Below are 22,145 nucleotides of genomic sequence, written 5' to 3' on the forward strand. Positions count from 1 at the left end.
GAATGGGGGCTTCGGCCCCCATCCTGCATGCTTCAACCCCCAGCGCACCGGCCCGTCCGGTGCTGCGGACAACAAGGAAACGCCATGAAACTGTGTGGATTCGAGGTCGGGCTGGACCAGCCACTGTTCCTGATCGCCGGCCCCTGCGTGATCGAGTCGATGCAGCTGCAGCTCGATACCGCCGGCAAGCTGAAGGAGATCACCGACAAGCTCGGCGTCAACTTCATCTTCAAGTCCAGCTTCGACAAGGCCAACCGCACTTCGGGTACCGCATTCCGCGGCCCGGGCATGGAAGAGGGCCTGAAGGTCCTGGCCGAAGTGAAGAAGCAGATCGGCGTGCCGGTGCTGACCGACGTCCACGAGTACACCCCGATGGATGAGGTGGCCTCGGTGGTGGACGTGCTGCAGACCCCGGCGTTCCTGGTCCGCCAGACCGACTTCATCCGCAAGGTGTGCTCGGCCGGCAAGCCGGTCAACATCAAGAAGGGCCAGTTCCTGGCGCCGTGGGACATGAAGCCGGTCGTGGAGAAGGCCAAGGCCACCGGCAACGAGCAGATCATGGTCTGCGAGCGCGGTGCCAGCTTCGGCTACAACAACCTGGTCAGCGACATGCGCTCGCTGGCGGTGATGCGCGAGACCGGTTGCCCGGTGGTGTTCGACGCCACCCACTCGGTGCAGTTGCCGGGCGGGCAGGGCACCAGCTCCGGCGGCCAGCGCGAGCACGTGCCGGTGCTGGCCCGTGCCGCGGTGGCGGTGGGCATCTCCGGCCTGTTCGCCGAGACCCATCCGGATCCGTCAAAGGCCCTGTCCGATGGTCCCAATGCGTGGCCGCTGGACCAGATGGAGGCCCTGCTCGAGACTCTGATGGAACTCGACGCGGTGACCAAGAAGCACGGCTTTTCGCGCTTCGCGTGAGTCGTGACCCGTGGGTGGCGCTGGAAACCCAGCGTCACCGCCGGCACTGGAGACAATGGCCGTGGGGCCTGATCGCGCTGGGGCTGTCCGTGGTGTTCACCGTGGGCATGTTCTGCCTGGTACTGATCGGTGCTGCGTCGGTGCGGCCACCGGGTGATGGCAGCAGCGCGCTCGATCTTCGGGCGTATTTCATTGCGCTTGTGGTCGGAGAGCTGCTGGCCAGTGCAGGATGCGTCGCTTCGGCTGTGCTGGCCTGGCGATTGAACCGTGGCAAGGTGCCGGCAGGGCTGGCGATCATCCTGCTTTCTCTGTGGATCGGCACCCTGTTCTACGGATGGCTTTGATGAATGCGACCCCATCGGCGCGCGGCTGGCCCTGGGGCCTGATCGCGCTGGCGCTGTCCGCGTTGACCTGGATGGCCCTGGTGGTGGGCGTGCTGGCCTTCACCGCCGGCTCTGGTGATGCTGGTCTCGCTGGTCCTTATCGTGATCGGGTCCAGCTGGGGCTGATGCTGGCCACGCCATTTGGCAAGTGGCGGGCAGCCGGGGATAATCACGCGGCATTCGTTTTGTCGCCCCCTCTCCAGACAGGTAACCGGCCCGACCATGAGTACGATCCGCAGCATCCACGCCCGTGAAATCCTCGACAGCCGTGGCAACCCCACGCTGGAAGCCGAAGTCATCCTGGAGGACGGTTCGTTCGGTCGCGCCGCGGTTCCCTCCGGTGCCTCGACCGGCACCAAGGAAGCGGTCGAGCTGCGTGACGGCGACAAGACCCGTTACCTGGGCAAGGGCGTGCGCAAGGCCGTCGACAACGTCAACACCACGATTGCCGCCGCGCTGAAGGGCTTCGAGGCCACCGACCAGGCCGGCCTCGACCGTCGCCTGATCGACCTTGACGGCACCGAGAACAAGGGCCGCCTGGGTGCCAACGCGCTGCTGGGTGTTTCGATGGCCGCCGCGCACGCCGCCGCCGCATCGAACAAGCAGGCGCTGTGGCAGTACCTGGCCGCCAGGACCGGCGTGACCCCGTCGCTGCCGGTGCCGATGATGAACATCATCAACGGCGGCGCGCACGCCGACAACAACGTCGACTTCCAGGAGTTCATGGTGCTGCCGGTGGGCTTCACCTCGTTCTCCGAAGCACTGCGCGCTGGTACCGAAATCTTCCATTCGCTGAAGTCGGTACTGAAGGGCCATGGCCTGAGCACGGCGGTGGGCGACGAAGGCGGCTTCGCGCCGGACTTCCGCAGCAACGTCGAAGCGCTGGATACCATCCTCGAAGCCATCGGCAAGGCTGGCTACACCGCCGGTGAGGACGTGCTGCTGGGCCTGGACGTGGCCTCCAGTGAGTTCTTCGAGAACGGCAAGTACAACCTGGTCGGCGAGAACAAGCGCCTGACCTCCGAGCAGTTCGTCGACTTCCTCGCCGACTGGGCCGCGCAGTACCCGATCATCACGATTGAAGACGGCCTGGCCGAGAACGACTGGGCGGGTTGGAAGCTGCTGACCGACCGCATCGGCAAGAAGGTGCAGCTGGTCGGCGACGACCTGTTCGTGACCAACCCGAAGATCTTCCAGGAAGGCATCGACTCGGGCACCGCCAACGCGATCCTGATCAAGGTCAACCAGATCGGCACCCTCAGCGAAACCCTGGAAGCGATCGCCATGGCCGACCGCGCCGGTTATGCCGCCGTGGTCTCGCACCGCTCGGGTGAAACCGAAGACACCACCATCGCCGATATCGCGGTGGCCACCACCGCCACCCAGATCAAGACCGGCTCGCTGTGCCGCAGCGATCGCGTGGCCAAGTACAACCAGCTGCTGCGCATCGAGGAAGCCCTCGGCGCCGGCGCGCGTTACGCCGGTCGTGACGCGTTCGTTTCGCTGAAGCGCTGAGCCGATGCGCGACTGGCGCTGGATGCTGCTGGTGCTGGCCCTGTTGCTGGGCTGGCTGCAGTATCGCTTCTGGTTCGGTCCGGGCAATTCGGGCGAAGTGATGATGCTCGAAGCCCAGGTCGCCAACCAGGAGCGGGACAATGAGGGTCTGCAGCAGCGCAACGATGCGCTCGCTGCCGAAGTGAAGGACCTCAAGGAAGGCCAGTCCGCCATCGAGGAGCGCGCACGCAGCGAGCTGGGCATGATCAAGCCCGGCGAGAAGTTCTATCGTGTGGTCGAGGATGCGCCGGTGCACCCGGCGCAGCCTGCGGCAGGTGTCAGTGCGCAGGTTGGCGACCACCCGGCGGACGTGCCATGAGTGCGGCCATCTGGGTCGTGGTTCCGGCTGCGGGCCGTGGCACCCGCTTCGGCGCGCCGTTGCCCAAGCAATACTTGCAGGCAGGGGGACAGATCCTGCTTGCCCATACCCTGGACGCGCTGCTGGCGCACCCGGCCGTGGCCGGGGCGATGGTGGTGATTGGCCAGGACGACGCCGACTGGCCCGGCTGGAACGAGTGGGCGGGCAAGCCGGTGCTGACCTGCATCGGTGGCGCGACCCGTGCCGCTTCGGTGCTGGCCGGGCTGCAGGCGCTGCCGGAGACGGTGCGCGCTGATGAGTTCGTACTGGTCCACGATGCCGCGCGGCCGAACCTGTCGCCGGCCGATCTCGGCCGCCTGCTTGAAGTCGGTCGTACCGATCCGGTCGGGGCGATCCTGGCCGCACCGGTGCGCGACACCCTCAAGCGCGCGGGCGACGACGGTGGCATCGATGGCACTGAACCGCGCGAGCGGCTGTGGCGTGCACTGACACCGCAGCTGTTCCGCCGCCACCAGCTCAGCCGCGCGCTGTCCGACGCCGCTGCCGCCGGGGTCGAAGTCACCGACGAGGCCATGGCCATGGAGCGCCAGGGCCAGCGCCCGCTGCTGGTGGAAGGCAGCGAGGACAACTTCAAGGTCACCACCCCGGCCGATCTGGACCGGTTCGAATTCGTACTTTCCCGCCGCGCCGGCTGACCGTCCGCGTGGCCCTGTTGCAAGGGTTGCATCCATGAGCACCGCACCGTTCCCGCCCGTCCGCATCGGCCAGGGCTACGACGTCCATGCCTTCGGCGAAGGCGATCACATCATGCTTGGCGGGGTGAACGTGCCGCACAGCTGCGGCGTGCTGGCGCACAGCGACGGCGACGTGATCCTGCACGCCTTGTGCGATGCGATGCTCGGGGCGCTGGCGCTGGGCGATATCGGCCAGCATTTCCCGCCGAGCGATGATCGCTGGAAGGGCGCCGACAGCAGCGATTTCGTGCGCCATTGCGACAGCCTGCTGCGCGAGCGTGGCTGGCGCGTTGGCAACACCGACATCACCGTGATCTGCGAGCGGCCGAAGGTTGGCCCGCATGCGCTGGCGATGCGTGAGCGCATTGGTGGGTTGCTGCAGCTGCCGCTGGACGCGGTCAGCGTCAAGGCCACCACCTCGGAGAAGCTGGGCTTCACCGGCCGCGGTGAAGGCATCGCCGCGCAGGCGGTCGTGTTGCTGGTGGCGGCATGATCCCGCTGCCGTTGGCATTTGGTGCGCCGCTGTTGACGGCGCGCATCCGCACCACGCCAGACGATTTCCAGGTGGATGAACTGCCGGCCTTCGAGGCCACCGGTGAAGGCGAGCACCTGTTGCTGCACATCCGCAAGCGTGGCGCCAACACCGTGCATGTGGCCAAGCTGCTGGCCAAGTGGGCGGGCCTGCCGGAAATGGCGGTGAGTTACGCCGGCATGAAAGACCGCCACGCGGTCACCACCCAGCGTTTCAGCGTGCACCTGCCCAAGCGCATTGCGCCGGACCTGGCCGAGCTGGCCAGTGACGAGATCGAAGTGCTCGAAGCGACCTGGCACAACCGCAAGCTGCAGCGTGGTGCACTGGCCGGCAACCGCTTCAGGCTGGTGCTGCGCGAGGTGCAGGGCGACGCTGCGGCGATCAGCGAGCGCCTGCAGCAGATCGCCGGGCGCGGCCTGCCGAACTGGTTTGGCGAGCAGCGCTTCGGCCGCGACGGCGGCAATGTGCCTGCGGCATTGGCGATGTTCGGTGGCCGCCGCATGCGCAAGGACCAGCGTTCGCTGCTGCTCTCTGCAGCCCGTTCGGCGCTGTTCAACCGCGTGCTGGCCGCGCGCGTGGAGCAGGGTAACTGGGATCAGCCACTGGACGGCGAGGTGTGGATGCTGGACGGCAGTCGCAGCGTGTTCGGCCCGGAGCCGTACACCGACGTGCTGGCCGAGCGCCTCGCGCGGTTCGACATCCATCCCAGCGCACCGCTGTGGGGTGAAGGCGAGCTGCGCAGCGCCGATGCGGCACGCGAGCTGGAACTGGCCGCGCTGGACGACGAGGAGTCGAAGGCGCTGCGCGCTGGCCTGGAAGACGCGCGCCTGAAGCAGGAGCGCCGCGCGTTGCGCCTGCGTCCCGCGCTGCTGCAGCACCAGTGGCTGGCCGACGACGTGCTGGAACTGTCGTTCGCGTTGCCGCCAGGCTGCTACGCCACCGCCGTGCTGCACGAACTCGGCCCCCTCGAAGACGCCTCGCAGGCCTGACAGAAAAAGGGGACGGAGGGAATTAAGTCGTTTGTGGCACAAACGACTTAATTCCCTCCGTCCCTTATTTCAGCGCCGTGCCAGCAGCACCAGTACCGCGCCGGTCCCGCCTTGGCCGGTCGGCGCCGAATGGAACGCCAGCACGTCGTTGCGCAGCCGCAGCAGGCGGTCAACCAGGTTCTTCAGCACCGGCGCGCCGCCGTCGGACTGCAGTCCCTTCCCATGGATGATGCGCACGCACCCATACTCATGGGCATGCGCTTCCAGCAGGAACTGGCGCAGCAGGGCTTCGGCCTGCGCGGCGGTGGCACCGTGCAGGTCCAGCTCGTCCTGTACCGAATACTGGCCGCGCTTGAGGCGCTGGAACAGGCGCGGTGGCAGGTTGTCGCGGCGATAGCTGGCCACGTCGCCCGCTTCCAGCGGCGTACTGTCGCGCAGCAGCCGCGCAAACTCGCCCGCGGCGTCGGCCTCGTCGCGTTCGGCCATGCGTGCGCGCGGCTTCGGCCGGGGCGCAGCAGGCGCCGGTTCGGCATCCTTGCGCAGCGGCGTCACTTCACCGATGGCCGCACGGAACAGTGCGGCGGGATCTTCGTCTTCAGGGGGCGACATGCGCACAGGGTAAACCGCCGGCGCGGGTCTGCCTATGACGGTTCGATGTCGGTCGTGACCGCCGGCAGGGTAGGACCGGCGGCTCGCATGCGGCACAATAGACGATGCCCTTGCAGGGTCGACGGCTTCCGCAGGGGAGTACGACGGTCCCGCCCACACTGCACGGTGACGGAATCGAATTCTTGGAAAATCAAGCGGTTAAATCGAAGATGCGAATCCTGGTCAGTAATGACGATGGTGTCGACGCCGCAGGCATCCGGATGCTTGCTTCGGTCCTGCGCGAGGCCGGACACGAAGTCACGGTGGTCGCGCCTGACCGCGATCGCTCCGGTGCCAGCAACTCGCTGACCCTGGACCTGCCGATCCGGCTCAAGCGCATCGACCATTACACCGTCTCGGTGGCTGGCACGCCGACCGACTGCGTGCACCTGGCGCTGACCGGCCTGCTTGAATTCGAGCCGGACATCGTCGTGTCAGGCATCAACAACGCCGCCAACCTCGGTGACGACGTGATCTATTCCGGCACTGTCTCGGCGGCAATGGAAGGTCGCTTCCTCGGCCTGCCGGCCGTGGCGGTCTCGCTGGTTACCCGCAACCACGATCCGAAGCACTTCGACACTGCCGCGCGGGCCGCGGTGGAGATCGTCGCCCGGCTCAAGGCCGATCCGCTGCCTGCCGACACCATCCTCAACGTCAACGTGCCGGATCTGCCGTGGAGCGAGGTCAAGGGCTTCGAGGTCACCCGCCTCGGCAACCGCCATCGTGCCGAAGGCTGCATCGCGCAGAAGGATCCGCGCGGCAACGACGTGTACTGGATCGGCCCGGCCGGCCGTGAGCAGGACTCCGGCCCGGGCACCGACTTCCACGCGGTGCGCACCGGCCACATCTCGATCACGCCGATCCAGGTGGACCTGACCCGCTACCAGGCGCTGGAGAAAGTGGCCAGCTGGGTGGGCGGCCTCAGCGCCGCGCTGGACCGGCCGGCATGAGTCCACGCCTGCGACTGCAGCCGGAAGCTGTCGGCATCGGCATGACCTCGCAGCGCGTGCGTGACCGTCTGGTCGATCGCCTGCGCGAAGCGGGCATCGTCGACGAGTCCACCTTGAACGCAATCCGGGTAGTGCCGCGGCATCTGTTCATCGATGAAGCACTGGCCTCGCGTGCCTATGAGGACACCGCGCTGCCGATCGGCCATGGCCAGACCATCTCGCAGCCCTGGGTGGTCGCCCGGATGACCGAGGCAGTGCTCCAGGTCGCGCCGAAGCGCGTGCTGGAAGTCGGCACCGGCTCGGGCTACCAGGCCGCCATCCTGGGCGCGCTGGGCCTGGAGGTCTACACCGTGGAGCGTATCGGTGACCTGTTGCGGCAGGCACGCAAGCGCTTCCGCGCACTGGGCATGAACATCCGCACCAAGCATGACGACGGTCGTGCCGGATGGGCCGAGCACGGTCCGTTCGATGCCATCGTGGTCACCGCTGCCGCGCCTGCACTGGTCGATGAACTGGTCGGGCAGCTGGCTGAAGGAGGGCGCCTGGTGGCGCCGGTGGGTGGCCCGGGCGGACAGTCGCTGGTGCAGCTGGACCGCAAGCCCGATGGCGGCATCGAACAGCGCGTGCTGGCGCCGGTCACGTTCGTGCCGCTGCTGTCTGGCATGCTCGACTAATCCACGGAGCAGGGTTGCATGAAGATTTTCGGGCCGCTGTACGAGCGGGCGATGAAGTGGGCAGCGCACGAACGCGCGCCGACCTACCTGACGGTATTGAGTTTCTTTGAAGCGATCATCTTCCCGGTGATGCCGGAAGTGATGCTGGCACCGATGTGCGTGGCCCAGCCCAAGCGTGGCTGGTGGTTCGCCACCCTCAGCCTGGCTGGCTCGATGGTCGGCGCGCTGGTTGGTTACGCGCTGGGTCATTACGCTTTCGAGGCGATCAAGCCGGTGTTCGAGGCGCTGGGCATGCTTCCGGCGATTGAGCAGGGCATCACCACCGTGCAGGCGAAGATGGCCGAATCGCCGTGGGCGGTGTTCACCTTCCTGGTGCTGGGCGGCTTCATGCCGATCCCGATGAAGGTCTTCACGTGGGCATCGGGTATCGTCGGCGTACCGATGCCGCAGTACCTGTTGAGCATGTTGATCGGTCGTGGCAAGCGCGTGTTCGTGCTGGCCGCGGTCATCCGTATCGGTGGTGCGCGTGCCGAAGCGGCGCTGCGTCGCTGGATTGAACCGCTGGGCTGGATCGCCACCGTGCTGGTGGTGGTGCTGATCGCCTGGCTTGTATGGAGGTCGAAGTTCGCATGAATCCTGATCGTCTGAGCAAGGGAGTGCGCATCGGCGCGCTGGCGTTGCTGGTTTCCACACTGGCCGCCTGCGGTACCGCCACCGTGGTCCGCCCGGGCGGCGGCAACGCCGGCGGCGTGGCCACGCCGAAGACCTCGGTACCCAAGCCCGGGCAGACCGTGGTGGTGCGCAAGGGCGACACCATCTATGCGCTGGCCCGCATCCATGACATCACCCCGGCCGACCTGATTGCCTGGAATCGTCTGGACAACCCGTCGACCATCTATCCCGGCCAGGTGATCCGCCTGTATCCGCAGGGGGCCACCAGCGGCCGTGCGCCGACCACGGTGGTCACCCCGCCGCGTTCGGCTGGCAGCAGTGGCGGCAGCACCGCGCCGGCCCCGGCGCCGGTCGGGCCGGTGAAGAGCAACATCGCCTGGCGCTGGCCGGCCGATGGCGCAATCGTCGGCCGCTACGTGGCCGGTGACGCGACCAAGCAGGGCGTGGACATCGCCGGCACCAGCGGCCAGCCGGTCAAGGCAACCGCCAACGGTGTGGTGGTGTACTCCGGTGCCGGCCTGGTCGGCTACGGCGAACTGATCATCATCAAGCACAGCGACCAGTGGCTGTCCGCCTATGGCCACAACCGCAAGCGCCTGGTCAATGAAGGGCAGAGCGTGAAGGCTGGCGAGCAGATCGCCGAAATGGGCCGCACCGGTGCGAACCGCGACATGGTCCACTTCGAGATTCGCTACAACGGCAAGCCGGTCGATCCGCAGCAGTACCTGCCGGCACGTTGACGCGGTTGGAACAGGGAGCGCCGGGCCATGCCTGGCGTTCCTGACCTGTAGAGCCGAGTCATGCTCGGCTGCTTTTCGCTGGCAAACGACGACGCCCGAGCATGGGCTCGGGCGCTGCAGAATATGTGTGATCCAGGGGAGCCCCGGGCCATGCCCGGCGGCGCCACCTCAGCCTTCCAGAATGAAAGCAGCCGCGACCTTGCGGCCTTCGCCGGCCAGGATGTTGAAGGTGCGTGCGGCCGCTGGATTGTTCATCACTTCCAGGCCGATGCCGCGTGACAGGCAGGCGGCCATCATCACCGCCGGCGGGAACACCTGACGTTCACCCGTGCCGAGCACGATCAGCGCCGGGTTCAGCGCCAGGATCGGCTCCAGGTCAGCCAGCTGCAGCGCAGCGGCGCTCACCACCGGCCATTGCGTGACCAGCTGGTCCGGGGTCAGGAAGAAACTGCTGCCCAGCGCCTGGTCATTCACCTTGGCCGAGCGGCCATCGGCGGCACGGAGGCTATAGGCGTAATCCGGCGGTTCGTGGTTCAGCTGCATGACGGTAGGGCGATCAGCCGCGCGGCAGCACGATCTGGCGCTGTTCCCTGCTCGGGCGGTACAGCACGGCGACGTGGCCGATACGCTGCACCAGCGCGCTTTCGGTGGCTTCGACGATCTCGCCGATCATCACGTCACGGGCGTCGCGATCCTCGGCAGCGACCTTCACCTTGACCAGTTCGTGGCGCTCCAGCACTTCGTTCAGCTCAGCGATGAAGGCCGGGGTCACACCCTTGCCGCCGGTCTGCAGCAGGGCCTTCAGGTCGTGGGCTTGGCCGCGCAGGAAACGGGTCTGGGAAGCGGTCAGGGCGATGGACATGCAGGAAAACACGGTTGAATGGGGCGATCAGGGTATCATGAGGACCCCATCAGCCCCTATTTTCAATGGCTACCCGCAGCAAAAGCAGCCAGCGCTGGCTCAAGGAACACTTCTCCGACCCCTTCGTGAAGAAGGCGCAGGCCGAAGGCATGCGCTCGCGCGCCGCCTACAAGCTCGAAGAGCTGCTGGAACGTGACCGGTTGCTGAAACCCCACATGGTAGTGGTCGACCTCGGCGCGGCGCCGGGTGGCTGGTCTCAGCAGGTTCGGAGACAGATCGGCGACACCGGCCGCGTGCTGGCCCTGGACATCCTGGACATGCCGCCACTGGCCGGCGTGGAGTTCCTTCATGGTGACTTCAGGGAAGAAGCCGTCCTATCGCAGTTTGAAGCCATGCTCGGGGATCAGCCGGTAGACCTTGTGCTGTCGGACATGGCCCCCAATAAGAGTGGTGTGGGCGCGGTCGACCAGCCGCGGATGATGCACCTGGCGGAGCTGGCCCTGGATTTTGCCGACAACCACCTGAAGACCGGTGGGGCGTTCCTGATCAAGCTGTTCCAGGGCGAGGGCTTTGACGACTACGTGCGCGACATGCGCCGCCGGTACGACAAGGTCTCCATCCGCAAGCCGGAAGCCTCGCGAAAGCGCTCTCCCGAGGTATATGCCTTGGGTCAGGGAAAACGCGCCCACATGAAGTAAGCTCGCAATGTACGCAAGTTCGACCCCCACGCAACGCCAGCACTGAGAGGAACACCGGAGCCAATGAGGATGAACGACTTGACCAAGAACCTCCTGCTATGGGTGGTCGTCGCCGTCGTGCTGATGGTGGTCTTCCAGAGCTTCTCGCCGAAGTCCTCCGGAGCCGGCGCGCAGGGTGCGTCGTACTCGCAGTTCCTGGACCAGGTGGACAGCGGCAACGTGCAGAAGGTCGCCTTCGGCGGCGACATGCGCGGCGGCACCAGCCAGCTGACCTACACCACCCGCGGCGGGCAGACATCCACCATCACCGCACCGTTCGATCGCGACCTGATCAACGTGCTGCGCACCAAGAACGTGGAGATCGTGCAGGAGGAGCCGTCCAGCGGCATCTCCCTGGGCGCGATCCTGATGAATTTCCTGCCGGTCATCCTGATCATCGGCTTCTGGTTGTTCATCATGCGCCAGATGCAGGGCGGTGGCGGCGGTGCCAAGGGCGCGATGTCCTTCGGCAAGTCGCGCGCCAAGCTGCAGGGCGAAGACCAGATCAAGGTCACCTTCGCCGACGTCGCCGGCTGCGACGAGGCCAAGGAAGAAGTGGGCGAGCTGGTCGACTTCCTGCGCGACCCGTCCAAGTTCACCAAGCTCGGTGGCAAGATTCCGCGCGGTGTGCTGATGGTGGGCCCGCCGGGTACCGGCAAGACGCTGCTGGCGAAGGCCATCGCCGGCGAAGCCAAGGTGCCGTTCTTCTCGATCTCCGGTTCGGACTTCGTGGAAATGTTCGTCGGCGTCGGCGCCAGTCGCGTGCGTGACATGTTCGAGCAGGCCAAGAAGCACGCCCCGTGCATCATCTTCATCGACGAAATCGACGCCGTCGGTCGCCACCGTGGCGCCGGCCTGGGCGGCGGTCATGACGAGCGCGAGCAGACCCTGAACCAGCTGCTGGTCGAAATGGATGGCTTCGAAGGTGGCGAAGGCGTGATCGTGATCGCCGCGACCAACCGCCCCGACGTGCTGGACCCTGCGCTGCTGCGTCCGGGCCGTTTCGACCGCCAGGTCGTGGTCGGCCTGCCGGACGTGAAGGGCCGCGAGCACATCCTGAAGGTCCACATGCGCAAGCTGCCGCTGGCTGACGACGTCGAGCCGATGGTGATCGCGCGGGGTACCCCGGGCTTCTCCGGTGCGGACCTGGCCAACCTCTGCAACGAGGCGGCCCTGTTCGCCGCGCGTGGCAACGAGAAGGAAGTCCGCATGGACCACTTCGACCGTGCCCGCGACAAGATCCTGATGGGTGCCGAGCGCCGCTCGATGGCCATGAGCGAAGAAGAGAAGACCCTGACCGCCTACCACGAAGCCGGCCACGCCATCGTCGGCCGCCTGGTGCCCGAGCACGACCCGGTCTACAAGGTCACGATCATCCCGCGCGGCCGTGCGCTGGGCGTGACGATGTACCTGCCGGAAGGCGACAAGTACTCGATGAACCGCGTGGCGATCAAGTCGCAGCTGTGCTCGCTGTACGGTGGCCGTGTGGCCGAGGAGCTGATCTTCGGTGCCGACAAGGTCACCACGGGCGCTTCCAACGACATCGAACGCGCCACCAAGATGGCCCGCAACATGGTCACCAAGTGGGGCCTGTCCGACCAGCTCGGCCCGATCGCCTATGGCGAAGAGGATGACGAGGTGTTCCTGGGCCGTTCGGTCACCCAGCACAAGAGCGTGTCCAACGACACCGCGCGTCGCATCGATGAGGAAGTGCGCAAGATCCTCGACGAAGCCTACGCGCGCACCACCGAGTTGATGACGGCCAACCTGGACAAGCTGCACGCGATGTCCCAGTTGCTGCTGCAGTACGAGACGATCGACGCGCCGCAGATCGACGCCATCATGGAAGGCCGCGATCCGCCGCCGCCGGCCGGCTGGAGCAAGTCGAACAAGGATGGCGGCAACGACAAGGGCGGCGACGCCCGCCCGCTGCCGCCGATCGCAGGCCCGGCCGAATCGCACTGACGGCCCGCTGCGCGTGACACCAGACGAGGCCGGGGCAACCCGGCTTCGTCGTTTCCGGGCTACCGGCCCATTCCGAAGAACCGATCTGACGCTGGAGCCCGCATGTCCGCCCCGAAGCCCGAACCGATTTCCCACACCGCCGAAATGGTCATCGCCACCGTGGTCGGCGTGGGTGTGGGCCTGGGAGCCGACAATCTGCTGCTGGGCTGCGTGGTGGGTATTGGTGTCGGCATCGTGCTGAGCATCGCCAGGACCCTGTACGTGGACCGCAGGCGCAGGCGCCGTTGAGGGGTATCGGCAGGGCTGTGCCCTGCACCCGTGGCAGTGCCGGCCGCTGGCCGGCAACCTCAGCAGCAACAGCAACAGCAACATTCCGTGGGGTGGCGGGGCGGTGTCGGAGTGCGGGGACGCCGCAAGTACGTCCCTGTAGGCTTGGCAGCCGCATCCATGCGGCTGACACCCCGCAGTCCGACACCGCCCCACCTCTGACAGATTCCGGCCGCTGTCGGTAGGTGTCGACCTTGGTCGGCACGGTGGATTCACGCCATGCGTGGATGAATCTCTGTCAGATATCGAAATCAATATGGGGTCAGATCCGTTTTCCTCCGGAAAACGGATCTGACCCCGATATTCGTTCCAACAGATCGCGGAAATCTGTCGAAGGCGGGGTGGGTCCGGTTGCGGGGGCGTGAGCCGCATGGATGCGGCGACCGAGCTTACATGGACGTACTTGCAGCGGCCCCCGCAACCGGACCCATCCCGCCATTCTTCAGTGAACCCGCTGTTGCTCCGGCTGTTGCTGTAGCTCTGGCCTCTGCGGGTGCAGGGCGCCGCCCTGCCGAACTAAACTACCCGCCGTTGTCCCTGCAGGATTGCCCATGTTCGATACCTCGCCCCAGCTCGATTGCGCCGGCCGCATCCTGCGCCTCGACCGTGCCCGGGTCATGGGCATCGTCAACGTCACCCCGGACTCGTTTTCCGATGGTGGCGCGCACGACACCACCGAGGCCGCAGTCGCTCATGGGCTGAAGCTGGTCGAGGAGGGCGCGGACCTTCTCGATATCGGCGGCGAATCGACCCGCCCGGGCGCCACGCCGGTATCGGTCGAGGAGGAGCTGGGCCGGGTGATTCCGGTGATCGAGCAGCTGGCGGTCCGGACCCACGTGCCGATCAGTATCGACACCTTCAAGCCGGAAGTGATGCGTGCGGCCGTGGCCGCTGGCGCCGGCATGATCAACGACATCTTCGGCCTGCGTCAGGAGGGGGCGCTGGACGCCGCCGCGGAAACCGGCGTGCCGGTAGTGCTGATGCACATGCAGGGCGAACCGGGCCACATGCAGGCCGATCCGCACTACGACGATGTGGTCGCCGAGGTGCACGGCTTCCTGGTGCAGCGCCTGTTCGCTGCCGAGATGGCAGGCATCGCGAAGAAGAACCTGCTGATCGACCTCGGTTTCGGCTTCGGCAAGACCACCGGCCACAACATGACCCTGCTGGCGCGTTCGGAGCGCTTCCTGGAACTGGGCGTGCCGATGCTGGCCGGCCTCTCGCGCAAGCGCAGTCTCGGTGAACTGACCGGTCGCGATACGCCGTCCGAGCGGGTAGCGGCCTCGGTGGCCGCGCACCTGATCGCAGTCCAGCGTGGCGCGCGCATCGTGCGCGTGCATGACGTGGCGGCCACCGTTGATGCGCTGAAGATCTGGCAGGCGGTGGAAGCCGTACCGACGCCGCGCGCCGACGCTGCGCCGACGATCCGCTGGCCGGACGAAGACTGATGGCTATCGATCGGCGGCCACTGGCGATCGCCGTGATGGGGCCGACCGCCAGTGGCAAGACCGCCACTGCGATCGCCCTGGCACGGCAGCTGGGTGGGGAAATCGTCAGCGTCGACTCGGCGCTGGTATACCGCCACCTGGACATCGGTTCGGCCAAGCCCGATACGACGGAGCGCGCGCAGGCGCCGCACCATCTGCTGGACCTGCGCGATCCCTGGCAGACCTACTCGGCGGCCGAGTTCGCCGCCGATGCCGGGCGGGTCGTGGCCGACATCGTGGCGCGTGGCAGGACGCCGATCCTCGCCGGTGGCACTGGCCTGTACTTCCGGGCGCTGCTGCAGGGCCTGTCGCCGATGCCGGAGGCCGAGCCGGCAATGCGCGAAGCGCTCAGCGCCGAGGCGGCCGAGCGTGGCTGGGCGGCACTGCACGCCGAGCTGGCCAAGGTCGACCCGGCCGCCGCCGCACGCATCCATGCCACCGACCCGCAACGCATCCAGCGGGCGCTGGAGGTCTATCGCCTGACCGGTATCCCCATTACTGAATGGCAGCGCCGGCCGGGTGTGGCGCCATTGCCGGTGCGCACCCTCAAGCTGATCCTGGCCCCACGCGACCGGGCGGTTCTGCACCAGCGCATCGAGGCGCGCTTCGATGCCATGCTGGGGCAGGGCTTTCTCGACGAGGTGCGAGCATTGCGCGCGATGCCGGAAATGGCCGCCGTGGCGGCGCCCCTGGACCTGCCGGCCGTGCGCGCGGTCGGCTATCGCCAGGCCTGGGAGTATCTGGACGGGGAGGGGGATGCCGTCCGTTTCCGTGACAAGGCGATCTTCGCCACCCGGCAGCTGGCCAAGCGCCAACTGACCTGGCTGCGCGGCGAGCTTGATGCGCGCTGGTTCGACCCCCATATCGACCACGAGCGCCTGGCCGGCGCGGTGTCGACCTTCGTCGCACGCTGAATCCCCGCCAGCCGTGTAACATCCATCGGTCGGCGGGCGGCTCGGGGGCCGCGGCAACCGTCGGCAACCCAATAAGAACAATAATCAGGAGTGTGCAATGTCCAAGGGGCAATCGCTGCAGGATCCTTTCTTGAACGCACTGCGGCGCGAACGCGTGCCGGTTTCGGTGTACCTGGTGAACGGCATCAAGCTGCAGGGCACGATCGAGTCGTTCGACCAGTTCGTGGTCCTGCTGCGCAACACGGTCAGTCAGATGGTCTACAAGCACGCCATTTCCACCGTCGTTCCGGCACGCAACGTGAAGGTGGGTCCGGGCGGTGGGTACGTGCAGTCGGGTGAAGGTGGTCAGGCAGGTGATGAAGCAGACGAGTAATACCGGAGCGGTGAATGTTTGACCGCTCGAAAAAGGGCGAACACGCCCTGTTGATCCAGCCCCATTTCGGCAAGCTGGAAGACGATGTGCTGGAAGAATTCGGTGATCTGGCCCGCTCGGCCGGGGCCAGCATCGCCGCGACGATCACTGCGCGCCTGCACCGTCCGAATCCGTCGACCCTGATCGGCAGCGGCAAGCTGGACGAGATCAAGGCTGCGGCCGACGCCAGCGGTGCCGACCTGATCCTGGTCAACCATGCGTTGAGCCCGGGCCAGGAGCGCAACCTGGAACGTTTCCTCGAGCGCCGGGTGATCGACCGCACCGGCCTGATCCTGGACATCTTCGCCCAGCGTGCGCACAGCCACGAAGGCAAGCTGCAGGTCGAACTGGCACAGCTGCGGCATCTGGCCACGCGGCTGGTGCGCGGATGGACCCACCTGGAGCGCCAGCGCGGCGGTTCGATCGGCCTGCGCGGCCCGGGTGAAACCCAGCTGGAAACCGACCGCCGCCTGCTGCAGAAGCGGGTGGAGCAGCTGCAGAAGCGCCTGGAAAAGGTCGAAGTGCAGCGTACCCAGATGCGCCGTGCGCGTGTGCGCAGTGAGCTGCCGCGCGTGGCCCTGGTGGGCTACACCAACGCCGGCAAGTCGACCCTGTTCAACGCCATGACCGGCGCTGAGGCCTATGCCGCCGACCAGCTGTTCGCAACGCTGGATCCGACCGTGCGCCGCATCGCGGTTCCGGGCGGCAACGTAGTGCTGGCCGATACCGTCGGCTTCGTCCGCGATCTGCCGCATGATCTGGTCGCGGCGTTCCGCTCGACCCTGTCCGAGGCGCGCGAGGCCGACTTCCTGCTGCATGTGGTCGACGCCGCCGATCCGCACCGCGAGGAGCGCATCGCCCAGGTCGACGAGGTGCTGACCGCAGTCGGTGCCGGTGATCTGCCGCAGTTGCTGGTGTTCAACAAGATCGACCGCATTGAAGGCGCCGACGTGCGCCACGATGGCCAGGACGGTATCCCGGACGAGTCGCGTCGCGAGCGGGTGTGGATTTCCGCGCGTGACGGGCAGGGCTTGGACCTGCTGCAGGCGGTGCTGGGCAAGCGCCTGGGACTGCAGCACGTCACCGGCGAACTGCGCCTGCCGCCGGATGCGGGCCGCCTGCGCGCGCGCCTGCACCAGCTGGAAGTGATCCGTAGCGAGCAGGCCGATGAGGACGGTTGGCTGCTGCAGGTCGACCTGCCGATCGCCGAAGCCGAAAAGCTGGCCGCCAGTGCCGATGGCGCCCCGATCCGCGCGCTGCTGCCGGAAAAACTGCCGGAGTGGTGAGGTAGCGGCCGATGCCGGGTAGTGCCGGCCGCTGGCCGGCAACGCAACCGTGCCGGAGGGGCGCGACATCCGCCTGTCATCTGCGGTACAACGGGGTTCTTCACCCCACCGTCATGCCGATGTCCATCCCCACCGACGCCGATCTCAATGCCCAGTCCGCCGCGCTCGGGCAGCGCCTGCAGCAGGCCTCGCTGCAGCTGGTGACCGCTGAAAGCTGCAGTGGCGGCTGGATTGCAAAGTGCATGACCGACATCGCAGGTTCGTCGGCATTCTTCGACTGCGGCATGGTGGTCTACAGCTACGAAGCCAAGCAGCGCCTGCTCGGCGTGCGCGCACAGACGCTGGAGCAGTTTGGCGCAGTCAGCCGCGAAACCGTGCTGGAAATGGTTTCCGGCGCGCTGGTCAACTCGGGTGCCGGCATCGCGGTGGCAGTGACCGGCATCGCCGGTCCGGGCGGTGGCAGCCCCGGCAAGCCGGTCGGCAGCGTCTGGATCGGCTGGAAGCGGCGTGGCGGCTACGCCCGCGCCGAGCTGTTCCAGTTCGAGGGCGACCGCGAAGCCATCCGCCGGCAAACCGTGGCGGCGGCATTGCGCGGCATCGACGCCCAGCTGTGACATGCTGCTCCGGTAATCGTCCGGAGCACGCATGATGTGGGAAACGCTGGGCACGGTCCGTGACCTGGGCCGACTGCAGGAAATTGCGGTTGTCCTGATCCGCTATGGTTTCGGTGACGTGGTGCGGCGCATCGGCCTGGCCACCACGCTGGAGCGCGCTGGGCGCCTCCTGCACTGGAACGAGGATCGCCAGGAACTGCTGCGGATGACCGCGCCGGTGCGCGTGCGCAGCGCGATGCAGGATCTCGGCCCGACCTTCGTCAAGCTTGGCCAGGTGCTGGCAACGCGCGTCGACCTGTTGCCGCCGGAGTGGATTGCCGAGCTGTCCGAACTGCAGAACGCGGTGCCGGCCCTGCCGTACGCCGAGATCCGCGGGCAGCTGGAGGCCGACCTGGGCGCCTCGCCTGCAGACGTGTTCGCCTTCCTCGATGAAATCCCGATGGCCGCCGCCTCGCTGGCGCAGGCCCATCGCGCGCGCCTGCATGACGGCCGCGAGGTGGTGCTGAAGGTGCGGCGCCCCGGTATCCGCGACGTGGTCGAGGCCGACCTGCGGTTGCTGGCGCGCCTGGCCGAAATCGTCGAGGCGCGGCTGCCGGACCTGCGCCGCTATCGTCCAGCCGAGGTCGTGCAGCAGTTCACCGTGTCGCTGCGCCGCGAGCTGGATTTCGCCGCCGAATGCCGCAACGCCGAGCGCATCGCGCGCAACTTCAGTGGTCGTGACGACATCCTGATCCCCAGCGTGCACTGGCAGTGGACCTGCGAAAGCCTGAACGTCCAGGACTTCGTCGACGGCATTCCCGGGCGTGACCTGGCCGGCGTCGATGCGGCGGGCCTGGACCGGCGTGAACTGGCCCGGCGCGGTGCCGACATCGTGCTCAAGATGGTGCTGGAGGACGGCTGCTTCCACGCCGACCCGCACCCCGGCAACATCCTCTACCTGCGTGACGGCCGCATCGGCGTGATTGACTTCGGCATGGTCGGCGCGTTGTCCGAAGTGCGCCGCTTCCAGGTCGCGCAGCTGCTGCACGGGCTGGTCGAGCAGGACCCGCAGGGCGTGGCCGATGTGCTGCTGGACTGGGCCGGCGGCGTGGAAGTGGACGAGAACCGCCTGCAGCACGACATCAGCCAGTTCGTCGACCAGTATCGCGGCGTGCCGCTGAAGGACCTGCGCATCGGCCTGATGCTGGGTGACATTACCCAGCTGCTGCGCAGCTACAGCCTGACCCTGCCGGCCGATCTGGCGCTGATGATCAAGGCCTTCCTGACCCTGGAAGGCATGGGCCGCCAGCTGGACCCGGATTTCGACATGGCCAGTGCCGCACGCCCGTTCCTGGAGCGTGTGGTGCTGCAGCGCTATGCGCCCAGGGCGCTGCTCAAGCGTGGCCGGCGCAGCCTGCTGGGGCTGGTCGACTTCGCCGGGGAATTGCCGCGCGACCTGCGCAAGCTGGTCCAGGCCGCACGCCGCGGCCGCCTCCAGCTGAAGGTGGAAACCACTGCGCTGCAGGGCTTCGGCGAACAGGTGAATCGGGCAGCGAACCGGCTGGTGATGGGTATCGTCACTGCCGCGCTGATCATCGGGTCCTCGATCGTCATGCACAGCGTTGGCGGGGTCTCCAGTCGCTGGCTGCTGGCGCTGGGGGTGTGCGGTTTCATCGGCGCCGGCTTCTGTGGCGTGTGGATCCTGTTCTCGATCTGGAAGAGCGGCAAGCACACATAGCGTGCTTGCAGCAGCGGTTCCCCGCGGGAACCGCGGAATCGCTGCGCGATTCCTGTAGGGCCGACCGCTGGTCGGCTGCTTCTGCCGTTGCCGCCCGGCCATTCGCCCAACTGCCGAGCATGGCTCGGCACTACAGATCCCCATCACCTGTTTGTCGTACCCGGCACTTGCAGTTGTGTGCGTTAGTAGTAATACTACTAACCATGGACCTGACCGACACCCAGCAGGCGATCCTGCAGTTGATCGCCGAGCGTATCGAGAGTGAAGGCGCGCCGCCCTCGCAGACTGAAATCGCACGTGCGTTCGGCTTCAAGGGCGTGCGCGCGGCCCAGTACCACCTGGAAGCCCTGGAGCAGGCTGGTGCGATCCGTCGCATTCCGGGCCAGGCTCGCGGCATCCGCCTGGTGCAGGCACCGCCGGTCGAAAAGCTGGCCGAGCCGGGCCTTCCGGACAGCGTGCTGCGCTTGCCGGTGCTGGGCCGGGTCGCCGCCGGCCTGCCGATCGGTGCCGACATCGGCTCTGACGATTTCGTGGTGCTGGACCGGGTGTTCTTCTCGCCAGCGCCGGACTACCTGCTGAAGGTGCAGGGCGACTCGATGATCGACGAGGGCATCTTCGACGGCGACCTGATCGGCGTACACCGCACCCGCGACGCACATTCCGGGCAGATCGTGGTGGCCCGAATCGATGACGAGATCACCGTCAAGCTGCTGAAGATCGCCAAGGACCGCATCCGCCTGCTGCCGCGCAATCCCGATTACAAGCCGATCGAGGTGCTGCCGGACCAGGATTTTGCGATCGAAGGCCTCTATTGCGGCCTGCTTCGGCCCAATCGTTGACCCGCTCCATAGCGCATTACCCCGCGGTCTTTTGTGGCGATTCTCTGGTTCCACTGAGGTTGGTACGGATGTCCGATAATTCTTTTCAGAGCGCCAGGCAGAATCTCAGCCTGTGCGATACGTCCGACTTAAAGTGAACCCATGGCAAAGAAGACCCCCAAAGACAGCACCCCCAACGACATGACCTCTGCAAGGACCAATACGATGGACGAGAACAAGAAGCGCGCCTTGGCTGCTGCTCTGGGCCAGATCGAGAAGCAGTTCGGCAAGGGCTCGGTGATGCGCATGGGCGACCGCGTGGTCGAGCCCGTCGAAGCCATCCCGACCGGTTCGCTGATGCTCGACATCGCACTGGGCATTGGCGGTCTGCCGAAGGGCCGTGTCGTTGAGATCTACGGGCCGGAATCCTCGGGCAAGACCACCCTGACCCTGCAGGCCATCGCCGAATGCCAGAAGATGGGCGGCACTGCGGCCTTCATCGATGCCGAGCACGCGCTGGACCCGATCTACGCCGCCAAGCTGGGCGTGAACGTGGACGACCTGCTGCTGTCGCAGCCGGATACCGGTGAGCAGGCGCTGGAAATCGCCGACATGCTGGTCCGTTCGGGCTCGGTCGACATCCTGGTGGTCGACTCGGTCGCCGCGCTGACCCCGAAGGCCGAAATCGAAGGCGAAATGGGTGACCAGCTGCCGGGTCTGCAGGCCCGCCTGATGAGCCAGGCGCTGCGCAAGTTGACCGGCAACATCAAGCGTTCCAACACCCTGGTGATCTTCATCAACCAGCTGCGCATGAAGATCGGCGTGATGATGCCGGGCCAGAGCCCGGAAACCACCACCGGCGGCAACGCGCTCAAGTTCTATGCCTCGGTCCGGCTGGACATCCGCCGTATCGGTGCGATCAAGAAGGGCGATGAGATCATCGGCAACCAGACCAAGATCAAGGTCGTCAAGAACAAGCTGGCGCCTCCGTTCAAGCAGGTCATCACCGAGATCCTGTACGGCGAAGGCATCAGCCGCGAGGGCGAACTGATCGACATGGGCGTGGATGCCAAGCTGGTCGAGAAGGCCGGCGCCTGGTACAGCTACGGTGATGAGCGCATTGGCCAGGGCAAGGACAATGCCCGTGGCTACCTGCGCGACAACCCGACCGTCGCCGCCAAGCTCGAGGCCGAGCTGCGTGAGAAATTCCAGCCGGCCGAAGCGGCCCGCGAGGAAGGCGACGACGAAGGCGACGACGAGTAAGGCTTGCTGTGGGGCAGGGCGGCGCCGTCAGTGACGTCGCCCTGTCCCGCAGGTTCGAATCGCCCAGGGATGGGCAGGGCGCCAAGGACGGCGCCACCCTTGGAGCACCGATGTCCGACGCCGAAGACATTCCGACCGGCCGCAAGCGCCGGCCGCGTGAGCAGACCCCCGTGCAACGGGCGCTGGGCCTGTTGGTCCGCCGCGAACACTCGCGCAAGGAACTCACCCGCAAGCTGACCGCCCGTGGCATCGAAGACGAAGCCGCGCAGGCCGCTGTCGCCAGGCTGACCGAGGCGGGCTGGCAGGACGACACCCGTTTTGCCGAGAACCTGGTGCGGATGCGCGCCAATACGGGTTATGGCCCGATCCATGTCCGTGCCGAGCTGGGCACCCATGGCCTGGACAGTGCCGCGATTGCCGCGGCGATGGACAGTTACGATGGCGACTGGCAGGAAAATGCCCGTGATCTGGTCCGCCGGCGCTTTGGCGAGGCCGGTCCGCAGGATCTGACGCAGCGGCGCAAGGCCGCCGATCTGCTGGCCCGACGGGGCTTCGACGGCGACAGCATCCGCCGTGCGACCCGCTACGACCCGGATGACTGAGACTGGCGGCGCCGGGCCTGATACCCTTTAG

The 22,145-nt window shown here is 66.7% G+C and carries 27 protein-coding genes; 24 read left to right on the forward strand and 3 right to left on the reverse strand.

The window, feature by feature from the left end:
- Positions 1-84 precede the first annotated feature (84 nt).
- The 8 genes from kdsA to truD are packed head-to-tail and all read left to right on the forward strand — an operon-like array spanning position 85 to position 5,426.
- Positions 85-915, forward strand: a complete 831-nt coding sequence (kdsA, locus tag KXV01_RS02965) for a 3-deoxy-8-phosphooctulonate synthase (RefSeq protein WP_010485995.1) — start codon at positions 85-87, stop codon at positions 913-915.
- The gene (locus tag KXV01_RS02970; RefSeq protein ID WP_049412798.1) at positions 912-1,259 is read left to right on the forward strand and encodes a hypothetical protein; all 348 of its coding nucleotides are present in this window, start codon (positions 912-914) and stop codon (positions 1,257-1,259) included. The genes kdsA and KXV01_RS02970 overlap by 4 nt, the downstream gene beginning before the upstream one ends.
- The gene (locus KXV01_RS02975) at positions 1,259-1,552 is read left to right on the forward strand and encodes a hypothetical protein (protein WP_181452416.1); all 294 of its coding nucleotides are present in this window, start codon (positions 1,259-1,261) and stop codon (positions 1,550-1,552) included. The genes KXV01_RS02970 and KXV01_RS02975 overlap by 1 nt, the downstream gene beginning before the upstream one ends.
- Positions 1,521-2,813, forward strand: a complete 1,293-nt coding sequence (gene eno / locus KXV01_RS02980; RefSeq protein WP_005409002.1) for a phosphopyruvate hydratase — start codon at positions 1,521-1,523, stop codon at positions 2,811-2,813. Before KXV01_RS02975 ends, eno begins: the two co-directional genes overlap by 32 nt.
- Before the next feature lie 4 nt (positions 2,814-2,817).
- Complete coding sequence (gene ftsB, locus KXV01_RS02985; protein WP_005412924.1) at positions 2,818-3,171, forward strand: cell division protein FtsB; 354 nt, start codon at positions 2,818-2,820, stop codon at positions 3,169-3,171.
- Positions 3,168-3,866 carry a 2-C-methyl-D-erythritol 4-phosphate cytidylyltransferase gene (gene ispD, locus KXV01_RS02990; protein ID WP_005409004.1) on the forward strand — a complete coding sequence of 233 codons (699 nt, stop codon included), beginning with the start codon at positions 3,168-3,170 and terminating at the stop codon, positions 3,864-3,866. The genes ftsB and ispD overlap by 4 nt, the downstream gene beginning before the upstream one ends.
- Positions 3,867-3,900: 34 nt before the next feature.
- Positions 3,901-4,398 carry a 2-C-methyl-D-erythritol 2,4-cyclodiphosphate synthase gene (gene ispF, locus KXV01_RS02995; protein ID WP_005409005.1) on the forward strand — a complete coding sequence of 166 codons (498 nt, stop codon included), beginning with the start codon at positions 3,901-3,903 and terminating at the stop codon, positions 4,396-4,398.
- A complete protein-coding gene (gene truD / locus KXV01_RS03000) occupies positions 4,395-5,426 on the forward strand; it encodes a tRNA pseudouridine(13) synthase TruD (protein ID WP_111097233.1) in 1,032 nt (343 codons plus the stop codon). The genes ispF and truD overlap by 4 nt, the downstream gene beginning before the upstream one ends.
- Before the next feature lie 69 nt (positions 5,427-5,495).
- Here truD and KXV01_RS03005 read toward each other — a convergent pair whose 3' ends face one another.
- A complete protein-coding gene (locus KXV01_RS03005) occupies positions 5,496-6,035 on the reverse strand; it encodes a Smr/MutS family protein (protein ID WP_099495004.1) in 540 nt (179 codons plus the stop codon).
- A gap of 209 nt (positions 6,036-6,244) precedes the next feature.
- Here KXV01_RS03005 and surE point away from each other — a divergent pair, with 209 nt between their 5' ends.
- From surE to KXV01_RS03025, 4 genes are read left to right on the forward strand one after another with little or no spacing between them, the layout of a single operon-like run.
- The gene (surE, locus tag KXV01_RS03010; protein WP_049412791.1) at positions 6,245-7,024 is read left to right on the forward strand and encodes a 5'/3'-nucleotidase SurE; all 780 of its coding nucleotides are present in this window, start codon (positions 6,245-6,247) and stop codon (positions 7,022-7,024) included.
- Positions 7,021-7,698, forward strand: a complete 678-nt coding sequence (locus KXV01_RS03015) for a protein-L-isoaspartate(D-aspartate) O-methyltransferase (RefSeq protein WP_049412789.1) — start codon at positions 7,021-7,023, stop codon at positions 7,696-7,698. Before surE ends, KXV01_RS03015 begins: the two co-directional genes overlap by 4 nt.
- A gap of 18 nt (positions 7,699-7,716) precedes the next feature.
- A complete protein-coding gene (locus KXV01_RS03020; protein ID WP_005416033.1) occupies positions 7,717-8,331 on the forward strand; it encodes a YqaA family protein in 615 nt (204 codons plus the stop codon).
- Positions 8,328-9,110 carry a peptidoglycan DD-metalloendopeptidase family protein gene (locus KXV01_RS03025; protein WP_049412787.1) on the forward strand — a complete coding sequence of 261 codons (783 nt, stop codon included), beginning with the start codon at positions 8,328-8,330 and terminating at the stop codon, positions 9,108-9,110. The genes KXV01_RS03020 and KXV01_RS03025 overlap by 4 nt, the downstream gene beginning before the upstream one ends.
- Positions 9,111-9,278: 168 nt before the next feature.
- Here KXV01_RS03025 and KXV01_RS03030 read toward each other — a convergent pair whose 3' ends face one another.
- Together KXV01_RS03030 and yhbY are read right to left on the reverse strand one after the other, a co-directional pair.
- Complete coding sequence (locus KXV01_RS03030) at positions 9,279-9,653, reverse strand: Mth938-like domain-containing protein (protein WP_263467497.1); 375 nt, start codon at positions 9,651-9,653, stop codon at positions 9,279-9,281.
- Between the two features lie 13 nt (positions 9,654-9,666).
- Entirely contained in the window at positions 9,667-9,972 is a 306-nt protein-coding gene (yhbY, locus tag KXV01_RS03035) for a ribosome assembly RNA-binding protein YhbY (protein WP_005416037.1), read from the reverse strand.
- 65 nt (positions 9,973-10,037) lie between these two features.
- On the opposite strand from yhbY, the gene rlmE reads away from it, so the two are divergent.
- From rlmE to recX, 12 genes are all read left to right on the forward strand, one after another.
- On the forward strand, positions 10,038-10,670 hold the full coding sequence (gene rlmE / locus KXV01_RS03040; RefSeq protein WP_005409014.1) for a 23S rRNA (uridine(2552)-2'-O)-methyltransferase RlmE: 633 nt from the start codon (positions 10,038-10,040) through the stop codon (positions 10,668-10,670).
- A 69-nt stretch (positions 10,671-10,739) separates the two neighbouring features.
- Positions 10,740-12,674 carry an ATP-dependent zinc metalloprotease FtsH gene (gene ftsH, locus KXV01_RS03045; RefSeq protein ID WP_005416038.1) on the forward strand — a complete coding sequence of 645 codons (1,935 nt, stop codon included), beginning with the start codon at positions 10,740-10,742 and terminating at the stop codon, positions 12,672-12,674.
- A 102-nt stretch (positions 12,675-12,776) separates the two neighbouring features.
- Positions 12,777-12,962, forward strand: a complete 186-nt coding sequence (locus KXV01_RS03050; RefSeq protein WP_049412782.1) for a hypothetical protein — start codon at positions 12,777-12,779, stop codon at positions 12,960-12,962.
- 590 nt (positions 12,963-13,552) lie between these two features.
- Positions 13,553-14,449 (forward strand): dihydropteroate synthase, encoded by an 897-nt coding sequence (gene folP / locus KXV01_RS03055; RefSeq protein WP_049412877.1) that lies wholly within the window; start codon positions 13,553-13,555, stop codon positions 14,447-14,449.
- On the forward strand, positions 14,449-15,402 hold the full coding sequence (gene miaA, locus KXV01_RS03060) for a tRNA (adenosine(37)-N6)-dimethylallyltransferase MiaA (protein ID WP_049439900.1): 954 nt from the start codon (positions 14,449-14,451) through the stop codon (positions 15,400-15,402). The genes folP and miaA overlap by 1 nt, the downstream gene beginning before the upstream one ends.
- Before the next feature lie 97 nt (positions 15,403-15,499).
- Positions 15,500-15,775, forward strand: coding sequence for an RNA chaperone Hfq (gene hfq / locus KXV01_RS03065; RefSeq protein WP_004152891.1), 276 nt, complete (start codon positions 15,500-15,502; stop codon positions 15,773-15,775).
- 14 nt (positions 15,776-15,789) lie between these two features.
- On the forward strand, positions 15,790-17,100 hold the full coding sequence (hflX, locus tag KXV01_RS03070; RefSeq protein ID WP_111097230.1) for a ribosome rescue GTPase HflX: 1,311 nt from the start codon (positions 15,790-15,792) through the stop codon (positions 17,098-17,100).
- 119 nt (positions 17,101-17,219) lie between these two features.
- Entirely contained in the window at positions 17,220-17,714 is a 495-nt protein-coding gene (locus KXV01_RS03075; RefSeq protein WP_049412881.1) for a nicotinamide-nucleotide amidohydrolase family protein, read from the forward strand.
- A 34-nt stretch (positions 17,715-17,748) separates the two neighbouring features.
- Complete coding sequence (gene ubiB, locus KXV01_RS03080) at positions 17,749-19,431, forward strand: 2-polyprenylphenol 6-hydroxylase (RefSeq protein WP_111097231.1); 1,683 nt, start codon at positions 17,749-17,751, stop codon at positions 19,429-19,431.
- Positions 19,432-19,634: 203 nt separating this feature from the next.
- On the forward strand, positions 19,635-20,270 hold the full coding sequence (gene lexA / locus KXV01_RS03085; protein WP_005412936.1) for a transcriptional repressor LexA: 636 nt from the start codon (positions 19,635-19,637) through the stop codon (positions 20,268-20,270).
- A gap of 204 nt (positions 20,271-20,474) precedes the next feature.
- Entirely contained in the window at positions 20,475-21,512 is a 1,038-nt protein-coding gene (recA, locus tag KXV01_RS03090) for a recombinase RecA (RefSeq protein WP_049412870.1), read from the forward strand.
- Between the two features lie 110 nt (positions 21,513-21,622).
- A complete protein-coding gene (gene recX, locus KXV01_RS03095; protein ID WP_049412869.1) occupies positions 21,623-22,114 on the forward strand; it encodes a recombination regulator RecX in 492 nt (163 codons plus the stop codon).
- Positions 22,115-22,145 lie beyond the last annotated feature (31 nt).

This window comes from Stenotrophomonas sp. Ps181, assembly GCF_025697425.1.
Classification (GTDB): Bacteria; Pseudomonadota; Gammaproteobacteria; order Xanthomonadales; family Xanthomonadaceae; genus Stenotrophomonas; species Stenotrophomonas sepilia.